23 protein-coding genes and 3 pseudogenes are annotated in these 24,947 nt (G+C 54.8%); 10 read left to right on the forward strand and 16 right to left on the reverse strand.

Annotated elements, in window-relative coordinates; genetic code table 11:
• Positions 1 to 47 precede the first annotated feature (47 nt).
• The 8 genes and pseudogenes from JFU47_RS06050 to JFU47_RS06085 form a co-directional block, all read right to left on the reverse strand.
• Positions 48 to 434, reverse strand: a complete 387-nt coding sequence (locus JFU47_RS06050; RefSeq protein ID WP_201181810.1) for a nuclear transport factor 2 family protein — start codon at positions 432 to 434, stop codon at positions 48 to 50.
• A gap of 59 nt (positions 435 to 493) precedes the next feature.
• Positions 494 to 874, reverse strand: a pseudogene (locus JFU47_RS06055) (nuclear transport factor 2 family protein).
• A gap of 72 nt (positions 875 to 946) precedes the next feature.
• The gene (locus JFU47_RS06060) at positions 947 to 1,690 is read right to left on the reverse strand and encodes an SDR family oxidoreductase (protein WP_201182276.1); all 744 of its coding nucleotides are present in this window, start codon (positions 1,688 to 1,690) and stop codon (positions 947 to 949) included.
• A gap of 79 nt (positions 1,691 to 1,769) precedes the next feature.
• Complete coding sequence (locus tag JFU47_RS06065; protein ID WP_201181812.1) at positions 1,770 to 2,876, reverse strand: alkene reductase; 1,107 nt, start codon at positions 2,874 to 2,876, stop codon at positions 1,770 to 1,772.
• Between the two features lie 57 nt (positions 2,877 to 2,933).
• Positions 2,934 to 3,515 (reverse strand): TetR/AcrR family transcriptional regulator, encoded by a 582-nt coding sequence (locus tag JFU47_RS06070; protein WP_201181815.1) that lies wholly within the window; start codon positions 3,513 to 3,515, stop codon positions 2,934 to 2,936.
• A 156-nt stretch (positions 3,516 to 3,671) separates the two neighbouring features.
• Entirely contained in the window at positions 3,672 to 5,417 is a 1,746-nt protein-coding gene (ggt, locus tag JFU47_RS06075; RefSeq protein WP_201181817.1) for a gamma-glutamyltransferase, read from the reverse strand.
• Between the two features lie 186 nt (positions 5,418 to 5,603).
• Positions 5,604 to 6,863: a cation:dicarboxylate symporter family transporter gene (locus JFU47_RS06080; protein WP_201181818.1), complete on the reverse strand. Its 1,260-nt coding sequence runs from the start codon at positions 6,861 to 6,863 to the stop codon at positions 5,604 to 5,606.
• 113 nt (positions 6,864 to 6,976) lie between these two features.
• The gene (locus JFU47_RS06085; RefSeq protein ID WP_201182278.1) at positions 6,977 to 7,402 is read right to left on the reverse strand and encodes a VOC family protein; all 426 of its coding nucleotides are present in this window, start codon (positions 7,400 to 7,402) and stop codon (positions 6,977 to 6,979) included.
• 154 nt (positions 7,403 to 7,556) lie between these two features.
• On the opposite strand from JFU47_RS06085, the gene JFU47_RS06090 reads away from it, so the two are divergent.
• Entirely contained in the window at positions 7,557 to 8,435 is an 879-nt protein-coding gene (locus JFU47_RS06090; protein WP_201181821.1) for a LysR substrate-binding domain-containing protein, read from the forward strand.
• 50 nt (positions 8,436 to 8,485) lie between these two features.
• Here JFU47_RS06090 and JFU47_RS06095 read toward each other — a convergent pair.
• The 6 genes and pseudogenes from JFU47_RS06095 to JFU47_RS06120 form a co-directional block, all read right to left on the reverse strand.
• Positions 8,486 to 8,632 (reverse strand): annotated as a pseudogene (locus JFU47_RS06095) (histone-like nucleoid-structuring protein, MvaT/MvaU family); the annotation flags it as partial.
• A gap of 114 nt (positions 8,633 to 8,746) precedes the next feature.
• On the reverse strand, positions 8,747 to 10,132 hold the full coding sequence (locus tag JFU47_RS06100; RefSeq protein ID WP_201181823.1) for a GntP family permease: 1,386 nt from the start codon (positions 10,130 to 10,132) through the stop codon (positions 8,747 to 8,749).
• Between the two features lie 296 nt (positions 10,133 to 10,428).
• The gene (locus JFU47_RS06105; protein WP_201181824.1) at positions 10,429 to 11,274 is read right to left on the reverse strand and encodes an amidohydrolase family protein; all 846 of its coding nucleotides are present in this window, start codon (positions 11,272 to 11,274) and stop codon (positions 10,429 to 10,431) included.
• 28 nt (positions 11,275 to 11,302) lie between these two features.
• On the reverse strand, positions 11,303 to 12,592 hold the full coding sequence (locus JFU47_RS06110) for an MFS transporter (RefSeq protein WP_201181826.1): 1,290 nt from the start codon (positions 12,590 to 12,592) through the stop codon (positions 11,303 to 11,305).
• Between the two features lie 135 nt (positions 12,593 to 12,727).
• Positions 12,728 to 13,459, reverse strand: coding sequence for a GntR family transcriptional regulator (locus JFU47_RS06115; RefSeq protein WP_201181828.1), 732 nt, complete (start codon positions 13,457 to 13,459; stop codon positions 12,728 to 12,730).
• Between the two features lie 133 nt (positions 13,460 to 13,592).
• On the reverse strand, positions 13,593 to 14,816 hold the full coding sequence (locus JFU47_RS06120) for a LysR family transcriptional regulator (protein WP_201181829.1): 1,224 nt from the start codon (positions 14,814 to 14,816) through the stop codon (positions 13,593 to 13,595).
• A gap of 155 nt (positions 14,817 to 14,971) precedes the next feature.
• On the opposite strand from JFU47_RS06120, the gene galB reads away from it, so the two are divergent.
• The 8 genes from galB to JFU47_RS06160 all read left to right on the forward strand — a co-directional run bounded on the left by galB (position 14,972) and on the right by JFU47_RS06160 (position 23,012).
• Complete coding sequence (gene galB / locus JFU47_RS06125) at positions 14,972 to 15,706, forward strand: 4-oxalmesaconate hydratase (protein WP_201181830.1); 735 nt, start codon at positions 14,972 to 14,974, stop codon at positions 15,704 to 15,706.
• Positions 15,703 to 16,419: a 4-carboxy-4-hydroxy-2-oxoadipate aldolase/oxaloacetate decarboxylase gene (locus JFU47_RS06130; protein WP_201181831.1), complete on the forward strand. Its 717-nt coding sequence runs from the start codon at positions 15,703 to 15,705 to the stop codon at positions 16,417 to 16,419. Before galB ends, JFU47_RS06130 begins: the two co-directional genes overlap by 4 nt.
• A 5-nt stretch (positions 16,420 to 16,424) precedes the next feature.
• Entirely contained in the window at positions 16,425 to 17,513 is a 1,089-nt protein-coding gene (locus tag JFU47_RS06135) for a 4-oxalomesaconate tautomerase (protein ID WP_201181832.1), read from the forward strand.
• An 11-nt stretch (positions 17,514 to 17,524) separates the two neighbouring features.
• The gene (locus tag JFU47_RS06140) at positions 17,525 to 18,436 is read left to right on the forward strand and encodes an NAD(P)-dependent oxidoreductase (protein WP_242485080.1); all 912 of its coding nucleotides are present in this window, start codon (positions 17,525 to 17,527) and stop codon (positions 18,434 to 18,436) included.
• A 26-nt stretch (positions 18,437 to 18,462) separates the two neighbouring features.
• A complete protein-coding gene (locus JFU47_RS06145) occupies positions 18,463 to 19,347 on the forward strand; it encodes a LysR family transcriptional regulator (protein ID WP_201181833.1) in 885 nt (294 codons plus the stop codon).
• Between the two features lie 113 nt (positions 19,348 to 19,460).
• Entirely contained in the window at positions 19,461 to 20,324 is an 864-nt protein-coding gene (locus JFU47_RS06150) for an amidohydrolase family protein (RefSeq protein WP_201181834.1), read from the forward strand.
• 53 nt (positions 20,325 to 20,377) lie between these two features.
• Complete coding sequence (locus JFU47_RS06155; protein WP_201182282.1) at positions 20,378 to 21,691, forward strand: dicarboxylate/amino acid:cation symporter; 1,314 nt, start codon at positions 20,378 to 20,380, stop codon at positions 21,689 to 21,691.
• A gap of 91 nt (positions 21,692 to 21,782) precedes the next feature.
• Positions 21,783 to 23,012 (forward strand): OprD family porin, encoded by a 1,230-nt coding sequence (locus JFU47_RS06160; RefSeq protein ID WP_201181835.1) that lies wholly within the window; start codon positions 21,783 to 21,785, stop codon positions 23,010 to 23,012.
• A 215-nt stretch (positions 23,013 to 23,227) separates the two neighbouring features.
• Here JFU47_RS06160 and JFU47_RS06165 read toward each other — a convergent pair whose 3' ends face one another.
• The gene (locus JFU47_RS06165; protein WP_201181837.1) at positions 23,228 to 23,593 is read right to left on the reverse strand and encodes a histone-like nucleoid-structuring protein, MvaT/MvaU family; all 366 of its coding nucleotides are present in this window, start codon (positions 23,591 to 23,593) and stop codon (positions 23,228 to 23,230) included.
• Positions 23,594 to 24,038: 445 nt separating this feature from the next.
• Between JFU47_RS06165 and JFU47_RS06170 the strand changes: the two genes are divergently transcribed.
• Positions 24,039 to 24,380 (forward strand): hypothetical protein, encoded by a 342-nt coding sequence (locus tag JFU47_RS06170; protein ID WP_201181839.1) that lies wholly within the window; start codon positions 24,039 to 24,041, stop codon positions 24,378 to 24,380.
• 106 nt (positions 24,381 to 24,486) lie between these two features.
• Here the strand turns inward: JFU47_RS06170 and JFU47_RS06175 are convergent.
• Positions 24,487 to 24,831 (reverse strand): annotated as a pseudogene (locus tag JFU47_RS06175) (HAMP domain-containing protein); the annotation flags it as partial.
• Between the last annotated feature and the right edge of the window lie 116 nt (positions 24,832 to 24,947).

Genomic DNA, 24,947 nt, shown 5'->3' on the forward strand with positions numbered 1-24,947 from the left:
GAACGAGCTCCGACCCCGGTATTGACTCAATCGGGATCGGTGAACGATCAACCTTCGAACTGGTGATAAACCTTGGCGATGACCTTCCATATGCCGTCGATTTTGATCAGGGTCAGGTAGTCGTTGTAGTCGGCACCGATCGCATCATTTTCCATATCGACACGCACCACGGCTGTTGTGGGGGTGATGGCCAGTATGTCGAGGCGAGTGGTAATCTCTGGGGCGCTGCCATTCTTCTGAACGAAATCAAAAAGATTCTTGATCGGGCCGCCAAGCAGCTCACCATTTGTGAAACCGTACATCACGGCGTCTTTATGGAACGCCTGAGCAACGCCTTCTGAACTGCCCACACGCAGACCTTCAACGTACTGATTGGCAGTAGCGATGACAGCGTTGTACTCGGAGGTTGGTACTGCCTTGATGTTCTTTGACATGGTTCTCTCCTTTTAATAAGGGCGAGGTACAACCCACCTCGCCAGAGGCTCTCAAATGCTCAAGCGCTCGGATGGGTGTGGTAAATCTTGCTGAAGATCGTCCACTTGCCTTCTACCTTCAGCAGGTTGAAGAAGTCAGTGAATCGAAACCCCGAAACATTCTCGGTATCAACGCGCGCACTGGCGGCAGTGCCCACAATGTCGATGCGAACGATCGCGGCTTTGGTTTCGGGAGATGGACGGAAAGAGTTGTCGATGACGTCCTACAGATTCTGGATCCCGCCGCCGACGAGCTTGTCGCCGTCGACCCCAAACATGGTCGCTTGCTTGTTGAACGCAGGCTTCATCAAAGCGCTGTCAGCCTTGGCACCGCCTTCGTTGTATTGGCTAAGCACGTCGACGATCGCGTTGTATTCCTGGACGTAAGTTGGATTGCTCATGGTGGACTCCTGAGTGAAAAATTTCCGATTGCCCATCAGGTCTGGATGGGCACAGGCAAGGCCTGTCAGCGATCACCAATCTTGGCGTGTCGGCGAGATGATCAAATCGTTGACGGTGACGTTTTCCAGTTGGTTGAGCGCGTAAATCACTGCGCGGGCAATATCGTCAGGCGCAATGGCAATCCGGTTCAGCTCTTGGGCAGCCTTGCGCCCTTCAGGATCGCTGACCTTGTCCGCCCAGCCGGTATTGATGACGCCGGGACTGACGGTGTTGACGCGGATGCCATGCTGCACGCCCAACTCCTTTCGCATAGACTCGGTCATGGCCTGGACGAAAAACTTTGTAGCGCTGTAAACACCCGCCGCCGGCCCAACCTGGTGACCTGCGACAGAGTCCATGTTGAGAATCTGCCCGGACTTCTGTTCCAGCATGAATGGCAGTACCGCAGCAGTAGCGTTGAGGTAGCCCTTGATGTTCACATCGATCATCTTTTCCCAATCCTGCACGGCCAGATCGACCCAGTTGGAAAAGAGCATCAGGCCAGCGTTGTTGACCAGAATGTCCACGGCGCCGTAGGTCTCTTGTGCAAACTTCGCGAGAGCTTTGGTTTGATCCAGATGGGTGACATCGGTAGTGAACGCGACCACGTCGCTCCCTGCCACACGCAGCTCGGCAACGAACGATTCAAGCCCTTCCTGATCAAGTGCTGCTGCCACGACGCGGACGCCCTGTGCGGCCAATGCGCGGGTGGTGGCAGCACCAATACCGGAAGACGCGCCAGTGACGATTGCTACTTTGTTTTTCAGATAATTCATACTTGAGTACCTCTTGTGCGGCGAAATGCTTTCGCGACGGAGCCTCCCCGCGCCGAGCTGACGCAAGGGGAACCTCTCATTAGTTGGAGTTGGCCGTTGGCCAATCGGTGTAGCCCTTGGCGCCTCCGCCGTAGTAACTCTCACGAGGCGCGATGGTCAGTTCGGCACCATGACGCAGGCGCTCTACAAGGTCTGGATTGGCAATGAACAAACGACCAAACGCCACGGCATCAATCCGCCCTTGCGCCCGGCGCTCCAGCGCCATATCCAGGTCATAGTTGTTGTTGCCAATGTACGGCCCTTCGAACTGCGCACTCAGCGCGTCCAGATCCACACCCTCGGGAACGGTACGAGACGTGGCCGTGGCGCCTTCAACGAAATGCAGATAGGCCAAGTTGATTCTGTTCAGCTGCTGAATGAGGTGACCGTAGGTCGCCATGACGTTGCTGTCTGGAGGCGTGTTACCTGCATCAGGGGTTACTGGTGAAAGGCGGATACCGACCCGGTCACTGCCCCAAATCGCTACCACGGCTTCGGTGACTTCAAGTGTCAGTCGTGTCCGGTTCTCGATGGTGCCGCCGTACTGGTCAGTCCGCTGGTTGGTGGAATCACGCAGGAACTGGTCGAGCAGATAGCTGTTGGCAGAATGGACTTCCACACCATCAAAACCGGCTCGCTTTGCATTTTCTGCCGCATGCCTGTACTGCTCGATGATCCCCGGGATCTCTGAAGTCTCAAGCGCCCGAGGCATGGACACTTCGACCATGCCATTGTTGGTGTAGGTGGTACCTTCGGCCTTGATTGCCGAGGGAGCTACCGGCGCCTCGCCGTTTAGCTGTAACTCGACGCTGGAGAAGCGGCCTACGTGCCATAGCTGACTGACGATCTTGCCGCCTGCCGCGTGTACCGCGTCAGTGACTTTTTTCCAGCCTGCCACCTGTTCTTCCGACCAGATACCAGGCGTCATCGCATAGCCGCGGCCCTGAGCAGAAATGTTCGTGGCCTCGGCGATGATCAGGCCTGCGCCGGCACGCTGGGCGTAGTAAGTGGCATGAAGCTCATTGGGTACGCCGTCATCTCCCATGCGGCTGCGTGTAACAGGGGCCATGACAATACGGTTTGCCATCTCAATGGCGCCCATCTGCACGGGCGAAAAAAGGTCAGTGTTACGTCTGCCATCAAGCATTCTAAATACCTCTACTATTAGACCGGTCGTCTAGCTTACCGGTTAAAAAAAACGCCCCTATGCAAGCAGGCGTTTACTCGTGATCAGTGCGGTTTCAAAAGGGGCTGTGGTCTGCTTGACCTTGACCAGTAGCGAGGCGCCAAGCCATAGCTGATACAGCGATTCGGCCAATATCGCCGCGTTCAGGGTCGGCGAAATGGAACGATCTGCCATGCCCTGCTCGACACAGCGCGTGATGCGCTGGATGATTAGCGCGGTGCCCTCCTCCAGCACCGCACGCATGTCTTCCGACAAGTCGCAGACTTCAGCACCCAGTTTCACCACAAGGCATTTCTCCTCGGGGTGATCGAACGCTTGCGTCTTTGCCCAGTAGTGCAGATAGCCCAGCAGCCGCTCGGCTCCGGTTCCTTCTGCGGCCATCACGACATCGACGCGCCCGATGTACTCCTGAAAGTACTCTTCAAGCAGCGCCTGGCCGAATTCCTCTTTCGAACGGAAGTAGTGATAGAACGACCCTTTGGGTACGCCAGCGGTTGTCAGCACTTCCGACAACCCCACGGCGGTGTAGCCCTTGTTGGTCATCAGCGACTTCGCTACATCGATGATGTGCTGCCGCATGTCTTGGATAGGTTTCTTCATAGGATAGGAAGCCTACAGAAAACTAGACCGGTCGTCTAGAGGAGTTTTCCCGATCTAGAATTCTGCTATCCCTCAAATTGCCAAGTCTCACCTCAGTGCCCGACGATGGAAACGGAAACCGTTGCTCAGATCGAGTCATTTGTTAGGAATGACGAATTATTTGACCAGCATCGTTACTCCCCTGCCCCTCGGGTCTGTCACCGGTTCCGGGATACCGCCATTCACCTTGATCGCCTGAATATCACCATTGAAACCCTGGTTGACTAGGTTGTAGCCCTTGGCGTCTAGATCCTTGGCTAACTGCCCCGTGATCGGAGAGTAAGGCTCCCAAAAAATGGTATTTGCCGGCAACAATTGATGATGAAAGCGCATCGCGCTAACAGCATCCTTTAGCGGCAATTTGAAGTCATAGATATTGCTCACCACTTGAAAGATCGATGTAAAAATTCTAGGGCCACCCGGCGTGCCGATGACCAACGCGACCTTCCCGTCCTTCAGAAAAATGGTCGGAGACATCGATGAAAGTGGTCTCTTTCCGGGCTCAATCGCGTTGGTGTCATTACCGACAACCCCCAACTGATTTGGCACTCCGGCAAGCGCAGAGAAGTCATCCATCTCATCGTTGAGCAGTATTCCGGTTTTACCGGCAACCACTCCAGACCCGAAGAAGCCATTCAATGTGTAGGTGTTGGATACCGCGTTCCCCCATTTGTCGACAATTGAAAAATGCGTCGTTTCCGGTTTTTCCGGGAAGGTAATCTTCAAACCTGCGGCTACTTTGCTGGTGTCTGAGGGGGCCGAAACACTCACTTCCGCCGCACGCCGCAGTAGGTAATTCTCATCCAGCAACTGTCTTACCGGAACCTTGTAGAAGTCGGGATCGCCCAGGTACTGCGCTCGGTCGGCAAACACTCGCTTTTCGATTTCTGCGACCAGATGAATGTACTCTGGCGAGTTCAGCGGCACGCCACTAAAATCCGCGTTGCGCGCTTCTTTCATCTTCAATAACTGAACCAGCGCGATACCACCGGAACTGGGCGGTGGCGCGGTCACCACCTGGAAACCATTCCAGTTTGCCTGTATCGGCTCTCGCCAAATTGCCTTGTAGTTCCGCAGGTCGGCTTCGCTGATAAGTCCGCCATGTTCCGTCATATCAGCAACGATCAGTTCGGCTGTTTTGCCGGAATAAAAACCTGCAGTGCCGTGCTTCGCGATTCGTTTCAATACCGCTGCCAGTTCAGGCTGCTTGAAAATCATGCCCGACTGCAACGTACCAAAATGTTGTGAGAAATTGGTTTTTCCAGCGAATCGCTGTTGGTTTTCCGTTGCTGCCAAACCGGCTAGCATTTCATCAACTCGAAAGCCCGCATCTGCATAGCGGATTGCCGGCTCGACCAGCGCCTGCCAGCTGAGCTTGCCAAGACGCTGATGGGCTTCCCACAGGCCGGCGACCGTACCTGGTACGCCCACGGCCTTGTTGCCAAGCACGCTGCTTTGGGTGCTATCAGCAGGGATCACTCGTCCATTGCCGGCGACGAACATGTCCTTAGTCGCCTTGAGCGGTGCCCGCTCGCGGTAATCAAGGAAATAAGGCTTACCCTCGTGATAGATCGTCATGAACCCACCACCGCCAATGTTGCCAGCTTCCGGATAGGTAACGGCTAAAGTGAATGCAATAGCCACCGCCGCATCGATGGCATTGCCACCTTTGGCAAAGATGGCTCTAGCTGTTTCAGCCGCATAACGATCAGGTACTGCCACCGCAGAATGGGTCAACAGATGCGATTTAACAATATTGCCTGAAGTGGCCTGAGCATTTCCCACGGTCAGGAAGCTGGCAAGTAAAACCGCACACAACAAAGCAAACTTACGATGTGAATCGGGAAGGGATTCTTTGCGCATAAAGCACCTTATTTTTTATTAGAAATCGGCAGCAAAACGCGGAAATCCGAATTGATGCAGTTAAGAAAAAATCTAACTGCACAGCTCAGAACCCGGCAAAGAGAAAAGACATAAAAATTTATTTGTTGAACGATGAAAACAAGAAGAGCCACAGGCTTTTGATCGCCGATGGCTCCTCATGAGTAGTTATGCTTTCTGTGCTACGCGCTCGACTCTTAAAGGCTCAAGGTTCGCCTTTTCCCATTTGGCGATAACCAATGGTGCGATCGCATTACCCAGCACGTTCAGCGTGGTTGTGCCGCTATCAATAATCCTAAAGATCCCTGCAATAAGCGCTACCCCTTCCAATGGAAGACCGGCAGACGCCAACGTTGCAGAAAGAATAATGATGGCAAATCCAGGTACCCCGGCAGCACCTTTGGAGGTCAACACCATTGTGACCACCAGCAGAATCTGCTGGGAAAGCGACAGGTCGATGCCATAGAGCTGCGCTACGAAGATTGTCGCCACACCGAGAAAAATCGATGCGCCATCCAGGTTGAACGCATAACCCACCGGCACCACAAAACTGACGATCCGACGCGGTACACCGTAGCTCTCCAATCGCGTCATCAACTGCGGCATGACGGCGGCTGACGCGGCACTCGAAAACGCCAGAATCAACTCATTGCGAAAGTAGCGGATCAACTTGAAAATGTTTTCGCCAATCAAGTAGCAAATACCGCCGAGTATCACCAACGCGAAAACAATCAGCGCCAGATAAACCACCCCGATTAACTTGAGCAACGGCAACAATGAGGCGAAACCAAACGTCGCCACGGTCGCCCCGATCATCCCAAACACACCGATCGGCGCGTAAGCCATGACGATTGAGACGACCTTGAACATCGCATCGGAAAGGCTCTGAACCACAGCGATGAAAGGTGCGCTTTTGTCCTTCGGCAGAGCGTTTAATGCCATGCCTAACAGGACGGCGAAAAACAGCACGGACAGCAATTTCGCTTCTGACATAGCAACCAGCACGTTGTCAGGGACGATGTTCTGCAAGATGACCAATGCGCCTTTAGACGGCTCCAGAGTGATCGCTGCAGTACCGTGCGAAATTCCGGAAATGTCGGTGCCCGCACCAGGCTCGAAAACGTTGGCGAAACACAAGCCGATGACAATGGCCAAGGCCGTAATAGCAAAAAAGTAGCCCAGCGACTTTATCCCCATACGGCCAAACGACTTGTTATCGCCACCGCCTGCAATGCCCAGAATCATGCAACAGAACACGATCGGTACAACCACCATCTTCATCATCTTGATAAAGATGTCACCGAGCGGTTTGAGGATCTCCGCGCTCACCCATGTCTGATAGAGCGGATGCGTATTGAAGTACCAACCGACAAGCACGCCAAGCAACAGCCCGGCAACGATTTGCCACACCAAGGGAATACGTTTCATGTCTAGCCTTCTTGTTGGAATGAAAGGTCTGCGTCTATTCGCAGTTGCTAGAGTCATGAGCTTCCAGCTCACTTGAGACCAAATGGCACAACGCTGTTGTGCCATGGGTGTTGTTATTTGGCGAAGAGCTGGCTCATATCCTTGAAAGCCTTGAACTCAAGAGCGTTGCCGCACGGATCAAAGAGAAACATGGTGGCTTGCTCGCCCACTTGGCCTTTGAATCGAATGTACGGTTCAATCACGAATTCGGTACCAGACGACTTCAGACGCTCGGCCAGTGCCTCCCACTGTTCCCAACCTAAAATGATGCCGAAGTGCGGAACAGGAACATCGTGTCCGTCGACCGGGTTGCTATGGACGCTTTCCTGCGAAGCGGTTTTTGGATGTTCGTGAATCACAAGTTGGTGACCATAAAAATCGAAATCGACCCATTGCGTGCTGGAGCGCCCTTCTTCAAGACCAAAGACCTCACCGTAAAAGGTGCGCGCTGCAGCCAGGTTGTAAACAGGGATCGCGAGGTGGAATGGCGAGAGGCTCATCAGAACTCCAAATATTTTTTGTTGGTTGGCGAACATTTCCACCGTCATTGGCTCTCTGGATTTAGCCGTTGCCGGGGATGGGAAACATCGTAGGACGGAAAACCAAACATAAAAATCAATATATATTTCTTAGAAACACAATTAATATTTGTGAATGATCAAAGAACTGAAGACACTCATTGCTGTGGCGCGGGAAGGCACATTCGCCGCTGCCGGCAACAAGATCGGCCTGACTCAGGCCGCCGTGAGCGCGCAAATCCAGCGCCTGGAAACCGAGCTCGGTTTTGAAATTTTCGACAGGAAAGGACGCTCAGCCCATCTCAACAAGATGGGTCATCAGATACTTCTGCAGGCGCAGGAGCTGCTCAGGCTTTACGACAATCTTGGCTCCACTACGCTGGGCGAGCCTCCCAGCGTACTGGTCAACATCGGTGCGATCGCATCCGTGCAGCGTTCCTATTTGCCCGATGCGCTGGCGAAGTTTCACCAACAGTGTCCGCAGTGCCGCACACGTGTCATCCCGGGGCTTTCAATGGAGATGGTGAACCTCGTAGACGCGGGCGAAATCGACATGGCCGTCATCATTCGCCCGCCCTTCTCCCTTCAAAGTGACCTGCGCTGGACGACCTTGGCGCTTGAGCCCTACCGGCTGATCGTCCCGCGCGACGTGCCGGGAGAAGATTGGTCAGAACTACTTTCAAGCCAACCCTTCATTCGGTACGACCGATCATCCTTCGGGGGCAGGCAGGTGGATCGCTTCCTTCGGCAGATGCATTTCACCTTGCGGGAGGTTTGCGAGCTGGATGAATTAGAGGCGATCATCAAGCTAGTGGAAAATGGCGTTGGTGTAGCGCTGGTGCCGCAGACAGCAACCCATCAGGAATGGCCCGTAGGTGTACGAGCGCTCGATCTCGGACAGCACACCTTCCACCGTGATATCGGGCTCGTACACAGGTCTCGACAGAGCTTTACCGAACCGGTGCGGATACTGGCCCAACTTATTAGTGAGCAAGTTAAGACCGGTTTTGAATAAATCCACACAGAAAAAAAGGCCCTCTCGGGCCCTTTTGTACTCAAATCAACTTACTTGGTCAGCCAGGACTCGACTTTGTCCGAGCCATATTTGGCTTTCCATTCTTTCAGCGTTTTGTGGTTTCCGCCTTTGGTTTCTACCACTTCGCCGGTATGAGGGTTTTTATAGACCTTAAACATGCGTGGTTTACGGGTGCCAGCGAACACTGAGCATTCAAGTTCGATGGTAAAACACCCTGTGGAACGTAACTATATCTCCCACCCTCGGCTAACTCGCTCGGGCAGGGTTACTACCTGCGAACAGATCCTGACTCAAATCACCGTGACAGCCGCATTCAACATCAACACCACAATCAAACCGACCACGGCTACGATGGATTGAACCACCGAAATGGTCTTGGTGGCTTCGCCCATAGTCATGCCGAAGGATTCCTTCACCATCCAGAAGCCCGCATGGTTCGCATAGTTGAAGAACAGCGAGCCGCAGCCTATGGACAAGGCAAGCAGAGGCAGGTTGAGGCTGGGATCAGCACCTGCAAGCGGCGCCAGCAAGCCAGCAGCACCAACGATACCTACAGTGGCAGAACCGGTAGATACCGAGAGCAACATCGCGATCAACCAACCCAAGATCAGCGGAGGGAACGCAGACTGCTGAGTCAGGTGCACAATGGCATCGCCCACCTTGGCGCTGGTCAGCAGCTCCTGAAAGGCACCACCGCCGGCGATGATCATGATGATTGAGGCGATTGGCTTGAGGCTCTTGCCCAGGGATTCGCGCAACTGCCCCGCATCGCCGCCCCGCGCGAGTACCAGACTTGCCCCTGCAAACAGCACACCTAGGAGCATGGCTATCAGGGGATTGCCCAAGAAACTAGCCATCTTCAGGATCGCATTGCCCTTGGGTAATACCATCTCAGCGACGGCATGAATCAGCATCAGGATCGCCGGTAGCAAGGCGGCCAGCACGCCAAGGCATACGCTGGTGCTTGGTTGATCGTCGGCTTTTTCAGCTAGGGTGAACTGATCTAGCAAAACCTGATCGGGCCGAGTGCTCATGCGCGGCGAAATGAATGCGCCATAAAGCGGGCCGCCTAAAATCATTGCAGGAATAGCCGCAAGGAAGCCATAGAGCATTGTGGGCCCAACCGAGGTTTTGAGCGCGGCGATGGCCGTCAAGGGGCCAGGGTGCGGCGGTACCATCCCGTGCATGGCTGCAAGTGCCGCAATCACCGGAACACCGACATACACATACGCTGAACCTTTGAAGCGAGCCTGGCTTTCCAGCTTTCGCGCCACGCTGAATATCAGCGGCAGCATGATCACCAAGCCCACCTCGAAAAACATGGGAATGCCAATTACAAATGCAACCATCATCATGGCCCAAGGTATCATCCGATCCGATGTTCGCTTGAGGATGACCTCGGCGACCTGCTCTGTGACGCCTGCATCAGCAAGAATTTTGCCTAGCATCGCTCCAAGCGCGATTACGACCCCTACTGCTCCCAGTGTCTTTCCGGCGCCGGTGATCAAGTGGGAGACGATGGCTTCTGGCTCCATACTGGTTGCAAAGCCAACGCCAACGGAAACTACTAGCAAGGCCAGGAGCGGGTGCATTTTGAGACGCGACACGATGAGCGCCACCAGCACCAGGACGCTCACCAATGCGGTCAGTAAGAGGTCTATATCTAAGGAAGTCATGAAAGGATCTCGGTTGGGCTGGCGCCCAAACTGCACTCAGAATTGAAAGAGAAGTTTGAAACCGTAACGCCTGTCGGCACACGCGATAAACCAAACATCGTTTGGGTGCTTTCAACTTCGGCATTGGATGACGTGTTCATGGAATCTACTCTCTTGTAATTGGAATATGCTGCTATTACACAGAACTTCTCGATGAGGCACGATAGGTTTTACTGCAACGTCGCACTTCGAACGTTCTGTATGTATTCGTTTAAATGGGTGAGATGAATGGTCATCTGCAAATGCAGGCGTAAGTTTCAGCTTTCGCCTTTTGCAAAACCGAATAACCCTCGAGGGACTTGCACCAGCAACGAATAGCTAACCTGCGTCGAACACTCCAGGGCTTGCAACTGATCGACTACGGTGCTGAAACCGATGCTTTGCTCATGCTGCGTATGCGGCCAGTCGCTGCCCCACACCAACTGGCGAAGGCCGAAACTTTGTTCCAGCAGCGGTAATGCCATTCGAGCGAAATTGATGTTCTGTTGCGGCGTACCTCCCAAACGATAGATTCCCGATACCTTCATCCAGATCGAACCTTTCGATCCCAACTCCAGTAACTCGCAAAACCCGGGCTGATCGACGCCCGAATTGGCATCCGGCCGACCAAAGTGATCAATCACCAACTTCAAACCGAACGGCGTCAATTGATGGATCAGTCCCGGCAGATCCTTTACCTCCCGATGCAACTCGACATGCCAGTCAAGATCAGCAATGTGGCTGAAAAACTCTCTCCAGGCACTGTTACGAAAATCAGGTAACGCCTTCCCCATCAGGTTCAAGCGAACGCCGACCACGCCCAGGTGATCCATGTCATTCAACATGGCGCGACTGATGCCTGGTTCCAGCACAACCACGCCTCGCAACTGATCTGGCGCTTGCCTCAACGCCGCCAGCAAGTAGCTATTGTCGGTGCCGAGAAAGCTCGGTTGCACCAATACGCCATGACTCAGACCATGAGCGTGCAAGTGCGTCAGATACTGCTCAAGCGTGGCGTCGTAATCAGGGGTATAGCGCCGTGCACCGACCAGATTCAGCTCACGGCTAAACACATGAGCATGGGAGTCGATGCCGGTGATCGGCGTATAACAGGTGTCAGTCATAGCGTTCATCTATAGAAGGTAAAGGGCATCAGGCCCGGGCACTCTCGTTGCCGTTGACCGTTGCTGGCACCGATGCACTCGAAGCTTCGAGGCTGCGTCCACGGGTTTCCGGCAGACAAAGTGCCGCGATCACCGCCACGCCGTAGGCAATCCCTGCGTCGATGCCAATCGCCGAACCCAAGGACATGGAGTCGCTCATGTGACCGACCAGAAACGGGAATACTGCAGAGAGCACCCGGCCAAAGTTGTAGCAGAAACCGACACCGGCACCGCGTACATCCGCTGGGTACAGCTCGTTGAACAGTGCGCCAAGGCTCGCGGGAATACCGGCCGCGAAAAAGCCGAGCGGGAACCCCAGGAACAGCATCTGGGTATTGGTCAGCGGCAGGAACACATAACTCTGCACAGTGACGACACAGCAAAGCGCGAACAGCACGATGTTTTTGCGACGACCAATACGGTCGATCAAAAACCCGCTGACCACGCACCCGCACCAGAAGGCGAAGATGATCACCGCCAGGTAGCCGCCAGAGTTGAGCACGGACAGATTGCGCTCAGTCTTGAGGAACGTTGGTAGCCAGGTCATCACCGCGTGGTAACCACCGTGCGCACCCAGGCCCAACAGACCACCGAACAGCGTCACGCGGATTAGCTCTGGGCGGAAGATGCCGGCCAGGGATTTGAAGAAACTTTGCGGGATTGCGTTTTCTTTTTGCAGGCGCTGGAAGCTGTCGGGCTCCTCGACATTACGCCGTACCCAGATGATCAGGAACGATGGCAGCAAACCAACGAGAAACATCACACGCCAGGCCATGTCTTGCGGCACGAACGAATAAATCAGCGCAAATACCCCAACCGCCAGGCCCCAACCCACGGCCCAAGCGCTTTGCACTGAGCCCATCACCTTGCCACGAAATTTAGGGTTGATCGTCTCGGCCATCAGTACCGCGCCAGCGGCCCATTCACCACCGATACCGAAGCCTTGCAGTGCTTTGACGATCAGCAACTGATGGAACCCGGTGACAAACGCCGACAGAAAGGTAAAAAAGGAGAACCACAAAATCATCCACTGCAGCGTTCGCACCCGGCCGTAGCGGTCGGACAACGTCCCCCCTACCCAGCCGCCGATGGCCGAGGTGACCAGCGTGACTCCGCTGATCAACCCTGCATCACCCTTGGTCAGGGCGAATGCGGCGATCAGCGCCGGAATCGCCAGGCCGAACATTTGTACTTCCAGTGCGTCGAGCGACCATCCACCGAAGCAGGCCCAAAACGTTTTGCGCTCCCGAGGAGTGACTTGGCGATACCAGCTAAACATGATTCTTATCCTTATAGGTGGAACGTGAGGCAGCCGAGAGCGAACCGCGCCGCTACGGGGCCAGTCATGAAAAACAAGACAATGAAACCAGCGGCGAGCGCCTCGCCGCTTGACGATCCGCTACCCAGGCACGGGTTAGCGAATATCCACGCTGTAACGGAAGTGCTCGGCATGCCCGCGAGAACGACGCCACTCCAGCGGCGTACCGGCGTAATCACGCGCCAGCCTCTCGATCACCACCACCGGGCTGTTGATCGGGAGTTGCAGCAATCGCGCGTGCACGTCATTCACCGATTCAGCGGTAAGCGTTTCTTCGGCCGAGGCGACGACCTGACCGCAGACCTCTTCATAGATCGGATACAACAGCGGCCCTTTGCGACTCAGGTCGATCTCCAACAGCGGCTGAAAGCGGTTGCGGGGCAACCAGATTTCTTCGGCGAGCACTGGCTGAACATCGAGCAGACGCACACGAACAATGCGAATCACCGGCGCGTCGAGTGGCAGCCCCAACGCCTGGGCTACCGCCGAGGGCGCGGACACCGGCTCGATCGACAGGATGCGACTCTCCGGTACCTGACGGACACCGGCAGCGGTTTGAAAACGGAAGAAACGGAACAGCGATGATTGGAACTGAGGACGGCGAATGAAAGTTCCTCGGCCTTGCTGACGCTCCAGAATGCCCTCACTGACCAACGCGTCGACTGCTTTGCGAACGGTGCCAGTGGACAGTTGGTATTCCGCTGAAAGCGCGGCTTCAGTGGGAATAGCCTCTCCTGGGCGCCAGCGATTGTTAGCGATCTGTTCAGCCAACTGGTCACGCAAACGTTGGTAAAGCGGCAGGCGGACATCACTGGATAGAGAATTCATCGACTTTATTCACCTTGTTATCTAGTCATCTATATGAATATTGGGGCGAGTATTTGCCCAGACAGCTTGGCTGTCAATAAGGATCAAGGCACTTTGCTGACGAATGGTGGCGCCAAGCCGCAGCCAATCTGCGTCAGGTCGACTGTGTAATTCTCGTCGCTGTCTCCCCTACCACCTCCCGAATCTTGTCCATCAACGCCTGCGCAGCCGGTGATTGAAGCGCTCCCGTCCTTGAGATAAAACCAATTGGCCGCGTGGTATGGCTTAGGGAAAGCGGCAGCTGAACAAGATCACCGCTGAGCATTTCGTACTCCAACTGGTGTGCTGAAACAGCGGCGAGCATGTCTGAGCGCAGCAACACACCGCGCAAAATTGCCAGGTCGCCCGTTTCAATCACGGGGCTGGGTGCGGCGATACCGATGTGAAAAAAAAATGCTTCCAGCAGTTGTCGCGCCGGGGAACCGGCACGAGGCAGGATCCAGCGGGCGGCACTCAAGTCTTCATAGACTGGCGTCCGTTTCAACCAAGGGTGGTCGTGGCGTACAAGGATCACCATTTCTTCCTGCAGCAACGCCTCGCTATGCAGGTCACTGGCGTAGGCCGACGGGCGTAGAGCGCCCAGCACAAAATCCACATCGCCTGCGCGCAGTTCGCTGGCCAACAAGTCGAACGGACTTTCGTTGGTGACGATTCGTACATGAGGGTGTTCCAGGGTCAGGCGCACTATGGCTTCAGGCAATATCCCCGTGCGCCCAAGAGGCAGGGCCCCTACGTGCACGACGCCTTGAAGGGAGCCACCCAACGCAGCGATGTCCGCATCGATGTGACGCAGCTCATTCAGGGCTCGGCGTACCCGCACCAACATTGCCAGGCATAGACGAGTCGGCAGCAAGCCGTGGGGGGTGCGTTCAAACAGGCTGCAGCCGCTACCCTGCTCAAGTATTTTGATAGCTGCACTGATCGCTGGTTGGGACACCCCCAGGATGCTGGCGGTCGTTTGCATATGGTGGGTTTCGCAGAGCTTCGCAAACGCTTCCAGGCGCCTGGTCTGAAATAAGTAAAGCGGCTCGGCGGCCTGACCCAACGCCTGCCCGAGTAAAGGCGGTACGGCGAGCAACTCATCCATGGCCCGCCGAGCCCGAGGTACTGCGCGCTCACCATAATCGGTCAGACGCATACCACTGACGTTGCGCTCAAACAACGCAGCGCCGAGGCGCTTCTCCAAGGCCAGGATGGCGCGAGTCACGACGGGCTGAGCCCGGAAAAGCACGGCGGAGGCCCTGGATACACTGCCGTGTTCGACAACACGAAGGAATGCTCGAACCTGCATCAGATTGGGCAATTCAAGACTGTGCATGTCTACCTGCCGAGTTTTCGAAAAAGCGGTCAGACAGCATGCAGAACTCATCCCGATAAGTAAAACGCATACCTCTTATCGCCGAACGCATTATTCACCACCCACCTCAAATGCGAATGTGGGCTCTATCAAACAGCCGCAAGAAGAGCCCTCCCATGATCAATAAAACAAAAACTGCACTGGTCGTCAGCGCCCACTCTGCCGATTTCGTCTGGCGCGCAGGTGGTGCCATCGCCCTGCACGCCCAACAAGGTCACGCCGTTCACATCGTGTGCCTTTCCTATGGAGAAAGAGGTGAGTCGGCCAAGCTCTGGCGCAAAGGCGAGATGTCTGAAGACAAGGTCAAAACCGCGCGGCGCAGCGAGGCTGAAGCCGCAGCCCAGATCCTTGGCGCGAGCGTGGAATTCTTCGACATCGGCGACTACCCGATGCGCGCCGACAAAGAAACGCTGTTTCGTTTGGCCGATGTGTTTCGTCGCGTGCAACCGGAGTTCGTCCTCAGTCACTCGATCAAAGACCCCTACAACTACGATCACCCGCTAGCTATGAACCTGACTCAGGAGGCGCGCATTATCGCCCAGGCTGAAGGGTACAAGCCTGGCGAAAAAATTGTCGGGGCCCCGCCTGTTTACAGTTTCGAACCCCATCAACCTGAGCAATGCGAATGGCGCCCAGATGTCCTGCTGGATATCACCGAAGTCTGGGACAAGAAATATGCTGCCATCCAGTGCATGGCCGGCCAGGAGCATCTCTGGGAATACTACACACGCGTCGCACTGCAACGCGGCGTTCAGGCTAAGCGCAATGTGGGTATCGCCTCTACCCGAAACATCGTTTACGCCGAGGGCTACCAAAGCATCTTCCCACGGGTGACGGAGAACCTGGCATGAGCACACTGATCGGAAAAACCGGCATTGTCGTGCGCAACATCCCGCGTGCTGACGCGGCTTTGATCGACGAACTGGATCGCTTTGGCGTGGCTACTGTGCATGAAGCCCAAGGGCGTAAAGGTCTGTTGGATTCTGCCATTCGTCCCATTCAGCAGAACCAGAGCATCAGCGGAACGGCGGTGACCGTGTTGGTCGCGCCGGGCGACAACTGGATGTTTCACGTGGCGGTCGAACAATGCCAACCGGACGATATCCTCGTGGTCGCGACATCGTCACCCTGCACCGATGGCTACTTCGGCGACCTGCTCGCCACATCGTTGATGGCCCGAGGGGTACGCGCCCTGATCATTGACGCTGGGGTACGCGATACCCGAACGCTGCGGGACATGGGCTTCAAGGTATGGTCGCGGGCGGTTCATGCCCAAGGGACCGTCAAGGAAACCCTGGGTTCAGTCAACGTGCCCATCATCTGCGCCGGCCAGTTGGTCGAGCCCGGGGACGTCGTAGTGGCTGACGATGACGGCGTGGTCATTGTTCGCCGCGAAGAGTTACCCGGCGTGTTTGAAACCAGCCGAAAACGCGCTCGAATCGAAGAGGAGAAACGCGTGCGCCTGGCTGCTGGCGAGTTGGGCCTGGATATCTACGAGATGCGTCAGAAGCTCATCGATCGGGGCCTGACTTATTACGACAGCCTCACTGACGTGCAAGGATGACTTTCATGCGCCAGACCCGAATTCCGTGTCTTATGATGCGTGGAGGAACATCCAAGGGCGCTTACTTTCTGGCCGACGACCTGCCGCCTGAAGGCAAGCTGCGTGATCAAGTATTACTGGCCGTTATGGGATCACCCGATGCGCGCCAGATAGATGGCATCGGGGGTGCAAACTCGCTGACCAGCAAGGTCGCCATTATCAGTCGTTCAAATCGCCCGGACGCTGATGTCGATTATCTGTTTGCTCAGGTTTCAGTCGAACACGCTCAAGTGGATTACGGCCAGAATTGTGGAAACATCCTCGCAGGTGTCGGCCCCTTTTCAATTGAGCGGGAGCTGATCAGCGCAGACGAATCGCTGACGACCGTGCGGATTTTCATGATGAATACTGGCCAGATCGCCGTGGCTAACGTCCCCACACCAGGTCGCATCGTCGAGTACGCAGGTGATACCCGCATCGATGGCGTTCCTGGCACCAGCGCTCCACTGATTGTCGAGTTCGAAGACATTGCCGGCTCCAGTTGCGGAGCGCTCTTGCCTACCGGAAATGCCATTGACCGCTTCGATGGCATTGAAGTGACGTGTATCGACAATGGAATGCCTGTTGTGCTGATCAGGGCCACTGATGTGGGTTGTACGGGCGATGAACCTCCCGAGCAACTGGACGCCAACATCGAGCTCAAGGCGCTGTTGGAATCGATCCGGCTGCAGGCGGGCCCCTTGATGAATCTGGGGGATGTCCGCGAGCGCACAGTACCGAAAATGTCTCTAATAGCAGCCCCCCGCAATGGAGGCGCCATTTGCAGCCGTACCTTCATTCCTCACCGCTGTCACACATCGATCGGGGTGTTCGGCGCTGTCAGTGTCGCCTCTGCCTGCCAGGTTAAAGGGACAGTCGCGAGCAGTTTGGCCCAAGTGGAAACGGGTGACCGAATGCAACTGTCTGTCGAGCATCCAACCGGGGAGTTTACGGTCGAGCTGCGTTTGATTGGCGGTCAGTTAGCCGGTTGCGGGCTGGTGCGCACGGCACGGTTGTTGTTCGAAGGCAACGTGCTCATTCCTGGCGATGTCTGGCAAAACACGGTGAAATCATAATGTGCACTACCTTGTCTCTGATCGGATTCGGCGAAGCAGGTGCCATTCTGGGCCAGGATCTTGCCGCGCTGGACGTGAAGATCTACGCCTATGATCGACTCCTTGAAGACCTCACCAAACGAGCAGCACTGCAGGAACGCGCTCATCGGTGTGGCGTTCAGCTATGCGAGAGTGCGGCTCAAGCGATAACGCTTGGCAAGTGGATCATTTCAGCCGTCACAGCGGATAACGCACTCGAAGTCGCACTGAACGCGGCGCCACTGATGAGGCCTGGCCAACTGTTCATCGACATCAACTCGGTCGCGCCCTCTACCAAGCGCGCGGCAGCTAAAGCGATGCAACAGTATGGCGTTGATTACATCGATGCGGCAGTCATGGCGCCGGTTCCACCGCAACGCTTGAAAACACCCATTCTGTTAGGCGGCCAACACGCTCCCCTGGTTGCTGAACGATTAAGCGGGCTAGGCATGAACGTGCGGGTAGTGGCTGAGGTGATTGGCGTAGCGTCGGCGATAAAGATGTGTCGAAGCATCATGATCAAAGGCCTGGAAGCACTCACCACCGAATGCTTGAGCACCGCTCGCCAATATCATGCTGAGGACGAGGTGCTGGCGTCATTGCACCAGAGTTTTCCGCAGATGGGTTGGGATGGTGCACTCCCCCACTACTTGATCAGTCGCGTGGCAGAGCACGGTCGGCGTCGTTCAGAGGAAATGAAGGAAGTGGCAAAAACCGCTCGCGACGTAGACGTTGTTCCGAACATGAGCCAAGCCATCGTCAACGCTCAGCTAGGGCTCGTCGATGCCATGCTTGATGCCGATATTGATTACCCAAACCTTGAGCCATTCGACTGGTTAAACCTGATCGACACGTTGTATGGCAGTCCAATCGCTCGTGAAAGCGCTATAGAGGAAAAGCGGTAACATAGCCTTTTCCCAGAGTCGCACTCATGGATCTAAAACAGCTCGAATGTTTCGTAAGGGTGGCCGAGTTCGGAAGCTTCACCAAGGCCGCCGCTGTACTGAACATTTCTCAGTCGGTCGTTAGCCGTCAGGTCAGGCAGCTTGAGGTCGAGCTGCAGGAACATCTGCTGTTGCGAAATGGTCGGGGGGTCTTGCTGACCGCTTCTGGGCAACGCTTGTTCGATCATGGCAAAGGCATCTTGCGACAGGTGCAGGTGGCTCGTGAAGATCTGCGCGAACAACGCGATACGTTGTCTGGCAAAGTAGTCGTCGGGCTTCCTCCAAGTATTTCCCGACGTCACACCGTGGCAGTGGTCTCTGCCTTTCGTGAGCGTTTTCCTAACTGCATATTAGGGATCAAGGAAGGTCTGACTCATTCGATGCGCGAGTGGTTGCTGCTGGGTCGCCTGGATTTCGCGCTTCTCTTCAATCCCGGCCACAGCGCACAACTGCAATATGAGCACATTCACTCAGAGCCGTTGATGCTCATCGGTAGCCAGCACTCGAATCTCCCTTCCCAGGTAGCGATGAAAGACTTGGGGCAATACCCGTTAATCACTCCCAGCGAACCTCACTCCATACGCCGTCTCATCGAAAGTGAAGCGTCTCGGCATGAGGTGCAGCTGAACGTTTGCCTGGAGATCGATAGCATCCCTTCGCTATTGGAACTTATCAATCTCGACATGGGATACGGCGTATTGTTTCGCTCGGCCTTGGCCAATAGAGACGGAAAACTGGAAGGCCTGAAAGCGGCGCAGATCGTTGATCCATCTATCCAAACACATTTGTTTATCGCCACATTTGAGCAGCGTCCGCTGTCTCGACTGGCAGAACAGACCATGTCATTAGTTCGTGAGATCTGCATAGACTGAAGAGATGCATGCAAAATCCGCATAACTGCTAGAGCCTGCGTCTGGTTGTTGTAAAGCGTGGAGGCGGCCACCATCGGCTATCGCTTCCGCTAACAACGACTAAAGGACACGAGATGAAAACCTGCCTCGCACCTGACTCCAATCCTAAAAAACCAAAGCAATCGCTGCCTGTTGGCGCTTGGGATGCTCACTGCCATGTGTTCGGCCCTGCGGCTAACTTCCCTTATGCCGAAGATCGTAGCTACACCCCACCAGACGCCCCGTTTGAAACATTGCGGGCATTGCACGACCACTTGGGATTCACTCGGGGTGTGATTGTCCAGGCCAGCTGTCATGGCACCGACAATCGCGCGATGTTGGACACCATCGCGCGTAGTGAAGGACGGTACCGAGGCGTAGCGATTGTCGATGGTAGTGAGACCGATGAGCAACTTTCCGAGTTGGACGCTGGAGGTGTTCGCGGCGTGCGGTTCAACTTCGTTGCTCATTTGGGTGGTGCACCAGACCTGGACGTCTTTGATAGCACGGTGGATCGTCTTGCTGATTTGGGATGGCATGTCGTCCTGCACCTTGATGCACAAGACATCCTGACCTATGCGGACAGATTGGCGCGGATACCCGTCCCTTTCATCATCGATCACATGGGGAGGGTCAAAGCTCAGGACGGCATCGAGCAGCAGTCCTTCCTTGCGTTGCAGCAACTGATGGAAAACCCGTTGGCATGGGTCAAGGTATGCGGCGCAGAACGCGTATCCGTGGGCCGGCGACCATTCAACGATGCCGTTCCGTTCGCCGAGAGACTCATTGAAATTACTCCAGATCGCGTCCTGTGGGGCACTGATTGGCCGCATCCAAACATTAGCAAAGACATGCCCAACGACGGCGAGTTGGTTGATCTGATGTTCGACTTCTGTACCGATCCTCTGCTGCGTCGAAAACTGCTGATCGATAACCCGATGAAGCTATACGGACGCTAAGCGCAACCCCTTTGCTGCACCTCCAAAAATAAGACTTTCAGTGAGTGAACGCCATGAACCCCAGCCCTGCATCTGCTCAGGTAGACGTAACCATTCCCATCAAGGTGAAGACCAAACCACCCTTCTATCGCGCGATGTACTTTCAAGTCCTTCTCGGGATTATCGCGGGAGTCGCCGTCGGCCACTTCTGGCCCACCTTTGCTGCCGACCTCAAGCCGCTGGGCGATGCGTTCATCAAGCTGATCAAGATGATCATCGGCCCAGTGGTTTTCTGCACAGTCGTCACCGGCATCGCCGGTATGCGCGATCTGAAAAAGGTGGGTCGAGTCGGTGGGAAAGCACTGCTCTACTTCGAAGTCATTTCGACTGTTTCACTGCTGATTGGCCTTATCGGCGGTCACCTGTTCAATCCAGGTGCGGGCTTCAATGTTGACGTCAATACGCTGGACGCTTCGGCGGTCACCGGGTTCGCCGAGAAGGCTCAGCACATGCACATGGTCGAATTTCTGATGGGGATCATTCCCTCGACGTTTGTGCAGGCCTTTGCCGAAGGTAACGTGCTTTGCATATTGCTGGTCTCCGTGCTTTTCGGGTGCGCCTTGTCAGCCATGGGAGAGAAAGGCAAACCGGTTTACGACATGATCGAAGGTCTGTCCGGCGTGTTCTTTCGCATCGTGCACATCATCGCCAAGCTCTCCGCCATCGGTGCATTCGGCGCCATCGCTTTCACCGTCGGTACTTACGGTGTTGGCGCACTCCTCCCTCTCATGAAACTGGTAGGCAGCTTCTACATCCTGTGTGCGTTGTTCGTGATTGTGGTGCTGGGTGGAGTCGCGAAAATTTGTGGATTCAGCATCCTGCGCTTTATCTCTTATATCAAAGAGGAGTTGTTGGTCGTACTAGGTACCAGTTCGTCGGAAGTGGTACTGCCTCAGATCATGGAAAAAATGGAACGTCTGGGCTGCTCCAAACCCGTCGTTGGGCTGGTTATTCCCACGGGCTATTCCTTCAACCTCGACGGTACCAACATCTATCTGACGATGTCGGTGCTCTTCATCGCTCAAGCGCTGAACATCGACCTGTCACTTTCGCAGCAACTCACTTTAGTCATCGTGGCCATGCTCACCTCTAAGGGTGCCAGCGGTGTGTCAGGTGCAGCCTTCGTCATGTTGACCAGCACCTTGATGGTGGTGCCGCTTGTGCCGGTGGCGGGCATGGTATTGATTCTGGGTATCCACCGCTTCATGGGCACCGGACTTGCCATGACTAACCTGGTGGGTAACGGTGTCGCCGCGCTGGTTGTCTCCGCGTGGGAAAAAGAACTGGATCGCGACAAACTCGCCCAGGAACTTGCCACCAAGCCGTAAACCTCAGCTCTATCGATCACAACATCTCTAAAAAAGTCCCTGTTCGGTCTAGTACCGAGCAGCGACTCCCTGCGTCAGGAAAATAATAAAAATGAACCGCGCCTTATACGTTGCTTTGCTCACACCTGTATTTTTCTCCATCGACACCTCAATGGCCGATGGCTTTATTGCTGACAGCAAGATTCGCTTGGAAGCTCGAAACTTCTACTACAACGGGGATTACCGTCAAGGAACTGGTGTATCTAAAAAAGAAGAATGGGCTCAAGGCTTTTTGCTCAATTATGAATCGGGATACACACCGGGAATCATCGGCTTTGGCGCCGACGCATTGGTCTTCGCAGGTTACAAACTAGATTCGAGTCCAGATCGTTCCGGTAGCGGCCTCCTCCCCAAACGAGCTTCCGGTGAGGCCGCTGATGAATACTCAAAAGCAGGATATGGCGCCAAACTCAAGATATCTCAGACATCACTGCGCTACGGAATGTCATTGCCAAAGGTTCCAGTGCTTCAGTACAACAACAGCCGACTGCTTCCTCAGACGTTCCAAGGCTGGCAGATTAACTCTACCGACATAGATCGCCTGACCATAAACCTGGCTCAATTCGATAAGACGATCACACCCGACTCTACCGATCTTCAGAACATCACCCTTGCTGTGAAGGATGGTCGCTATCGTGCAACGGGTATCGGCGACAACTATCGATATGGCGGCGGGACATACAAACTGACGCCAGAGCTGAGTGCAACGTACTTCTATGGCGAGCTTGATGACGTATACCGTCAGCAGTTCGCTGGATTGATACACAACACGCGCCTCGGGAAAGGCATGTTGACCACTGACCTGCGTGCCTTCTCAAGTCGTGATGTTGGCGCAGCTAAAGCGGGAGAGGTTGATAACCGCGCATACGCTGCCGCGCTCGGCTACGCCCTGGATAATGGGCATAGCGTCATGGCGACCTATCAGGTCATGGGCGGGGCTACGGGCTTTCCTTACATCAATAACCCCTACCTACCCAACTACGTTCAATACCACGACTTCGGAAGCGCAGGCGAACGTAGCTGGCAGCTGCGATATGGTTACGACTTCGCAGCCATGGGCATTCCCGGCTTGAGCTTTTTTACGGCGTACATCCATGGAGATGGATTGAAGAAAGTCGGCACCGACAAGGAATGGGAGCGCGATGTGGATGTGAGCTACGCCTTTCAGGGGAGGCTTAAAGGCTTTTCTGTGCGTTTGAGGAACGCGACCTATCGTAGTGATGACGCCAGAGATATTGACGAGACACGTTTGATCGCAAGCTACCTGTTTACATCCTTTTAAACGGCAATTGAGTGCCGTTGGAAAGAAGTCGGTTTTTTGATACGCAATACGTCAAAAATGCTTCTTCGATTAAGCCCAGCTGCGCGATCAACTCACGATGGCCGATGGAGTACCGCTCATCATCAGCTGCATTTTGATCGCAGTCTGCGAGGCAAGGCATCTTCTTCCCGCGAACAAAAAGGGCCCTCGTAGGGCCCTTTTGTACTCAAATCAACTTACTTGGCCAGCCAAGACTCTACGGTGTCGGAGCCATACTGAGTTTTCCATTCCTTCAGTGTTTTGTGATTGCCGCCTTTGGTTTCTACGACTTCGCCGGACTCAGGATTCTTGTAAACCTTCACCTGGCGAGGCTTGCGAGTGCTGCTCTTCGACTCAGCAGCTGGTGCGCGACGACCCGCCTTAGGATCAAGTAGGTTGACGATGTCTTTTAAGCTGAAGCCGTACTTCGCCAATAAGGCACGGAGTTTTGTTTCGAATTCGATTTCAGCCTTCAAGCCCGCGTCACCTTTGAGGGCTTCGAGTGCTTGAAGCTGTTCAGCTAGGTGTTTTTCGAGCTGGCGGAACTCTGCGAGCTTGGACATGGGAGATCTCTCCGTGATTGTTATTCTAACGTTACACCACAAACACCGATTTGCATGAAGTAAGTGCGTTTATTTTGCTCATTAGGTCGTATCTGTTGCAGGATTCGCACTTGAGCAAACGTCCATTAATAGACATTAGGCGACCAGGAAAGGTTTGTAATATCGCAACGGAACATTGGTGTGATGCGCAGCATCTGAATTAGGTTTACGGAACGGAATTGCCAGCGAAAGTGTCGTTTGTATTAGGCACCTTGGTGTCGAAATCCCATTCAGATAAGGAGGTGGTTTTCATGAACAATATCATCTACATCGTTGGGGCAGTGGTGATAGCCCTAGTTATCCTATCATTTGTCGGTGTTGTATAGCCTGCCAGCTGAAACCATTCTGGTGGCGCCAATAGCGCTTCAGTACGAGCCAAACCACGGTACCCGGAGCACTTCCCGACATGTATCCGACGACTCCTGACGGTCGCTACTTTGTGGTCAAAGGGCAGCTGTGGCGTTGCTGCAACCCATCGCTGACTGAGGATGTGCGGCAGCAATTGGTCAAAGACCTGATGACAGGGAGACGTGAGGTAAAGGCAGCGAAAGCTTCTGGCGATCCTAGGCAGCTGAAGTTGGCCAGGGCGCGCGTCCAAACGGCGAAGGTGGCGCTCGGGGAGCGCGGGCCGGTTTGGTGGGGCGACGGCAGTCCTGATTTCAATAGGCACAAGGTTGCCAACACTCCCTATGCCGACTGGTTTCTCTCATTGAGTGCCGCAAACTCCAGAACACCAGAGGAAAAATGAGCTGGGGAAAACGAACAGCAGAAGCGCGGCACCTCAGAGCATTTATGTTTATGGATACCCGCTCGATTGAGAGACCCCAGAGTCAACACCGCTGTATTAACCCGGGGGCGGTGCCGCGGGCATCGAGGGTGTTTTGCTTTATCCGGGTGATGGTCGGTTGCAGCTTGTCGAGAAAGCGGTTGAACCAGTTGACCAGTTCGCCCAACTCGTCTTTCTTGCTGTACTGCAAACGCTGGGTCAGGTCGCCATCGCCGCTGGCAATCGCCTTGAGCATACCGGCTACGCGAGTGATCGGCTGGGTCACGCTTGAGGCGGTCATCCAGATCAGTAAGCACCCCAGCAGACAGGCTCCAGTGGCCATCAGCAGGGCTTGGAGGGTGCCGCTGGATTGGGCTTTATCGAATACCGTTTGAAGATTATCAGCATCGGCCAGCAGTACTTGGTTCACCAGTTACTTGGCAACCGCGGATGGAGGATTCAGGTTCGCTGTGTATCGATACCGCCACCGATGCCGAACCACAGCTGAATGAGGCGACAGGTTGAATCCACAGCCATAAGCAGTCCTTC

It is taken from the genome of Pseudomonas sp. TH39(2020), assembly GCF_016650715.1.
Classification (GTDB): Bacteria; Pseudomonadota; Gammaproteobacteria; order Pseudomonadales; family Pseudomonadaceae; genus Aquipseudomonas; species Aquipseudomonas mandelii_C.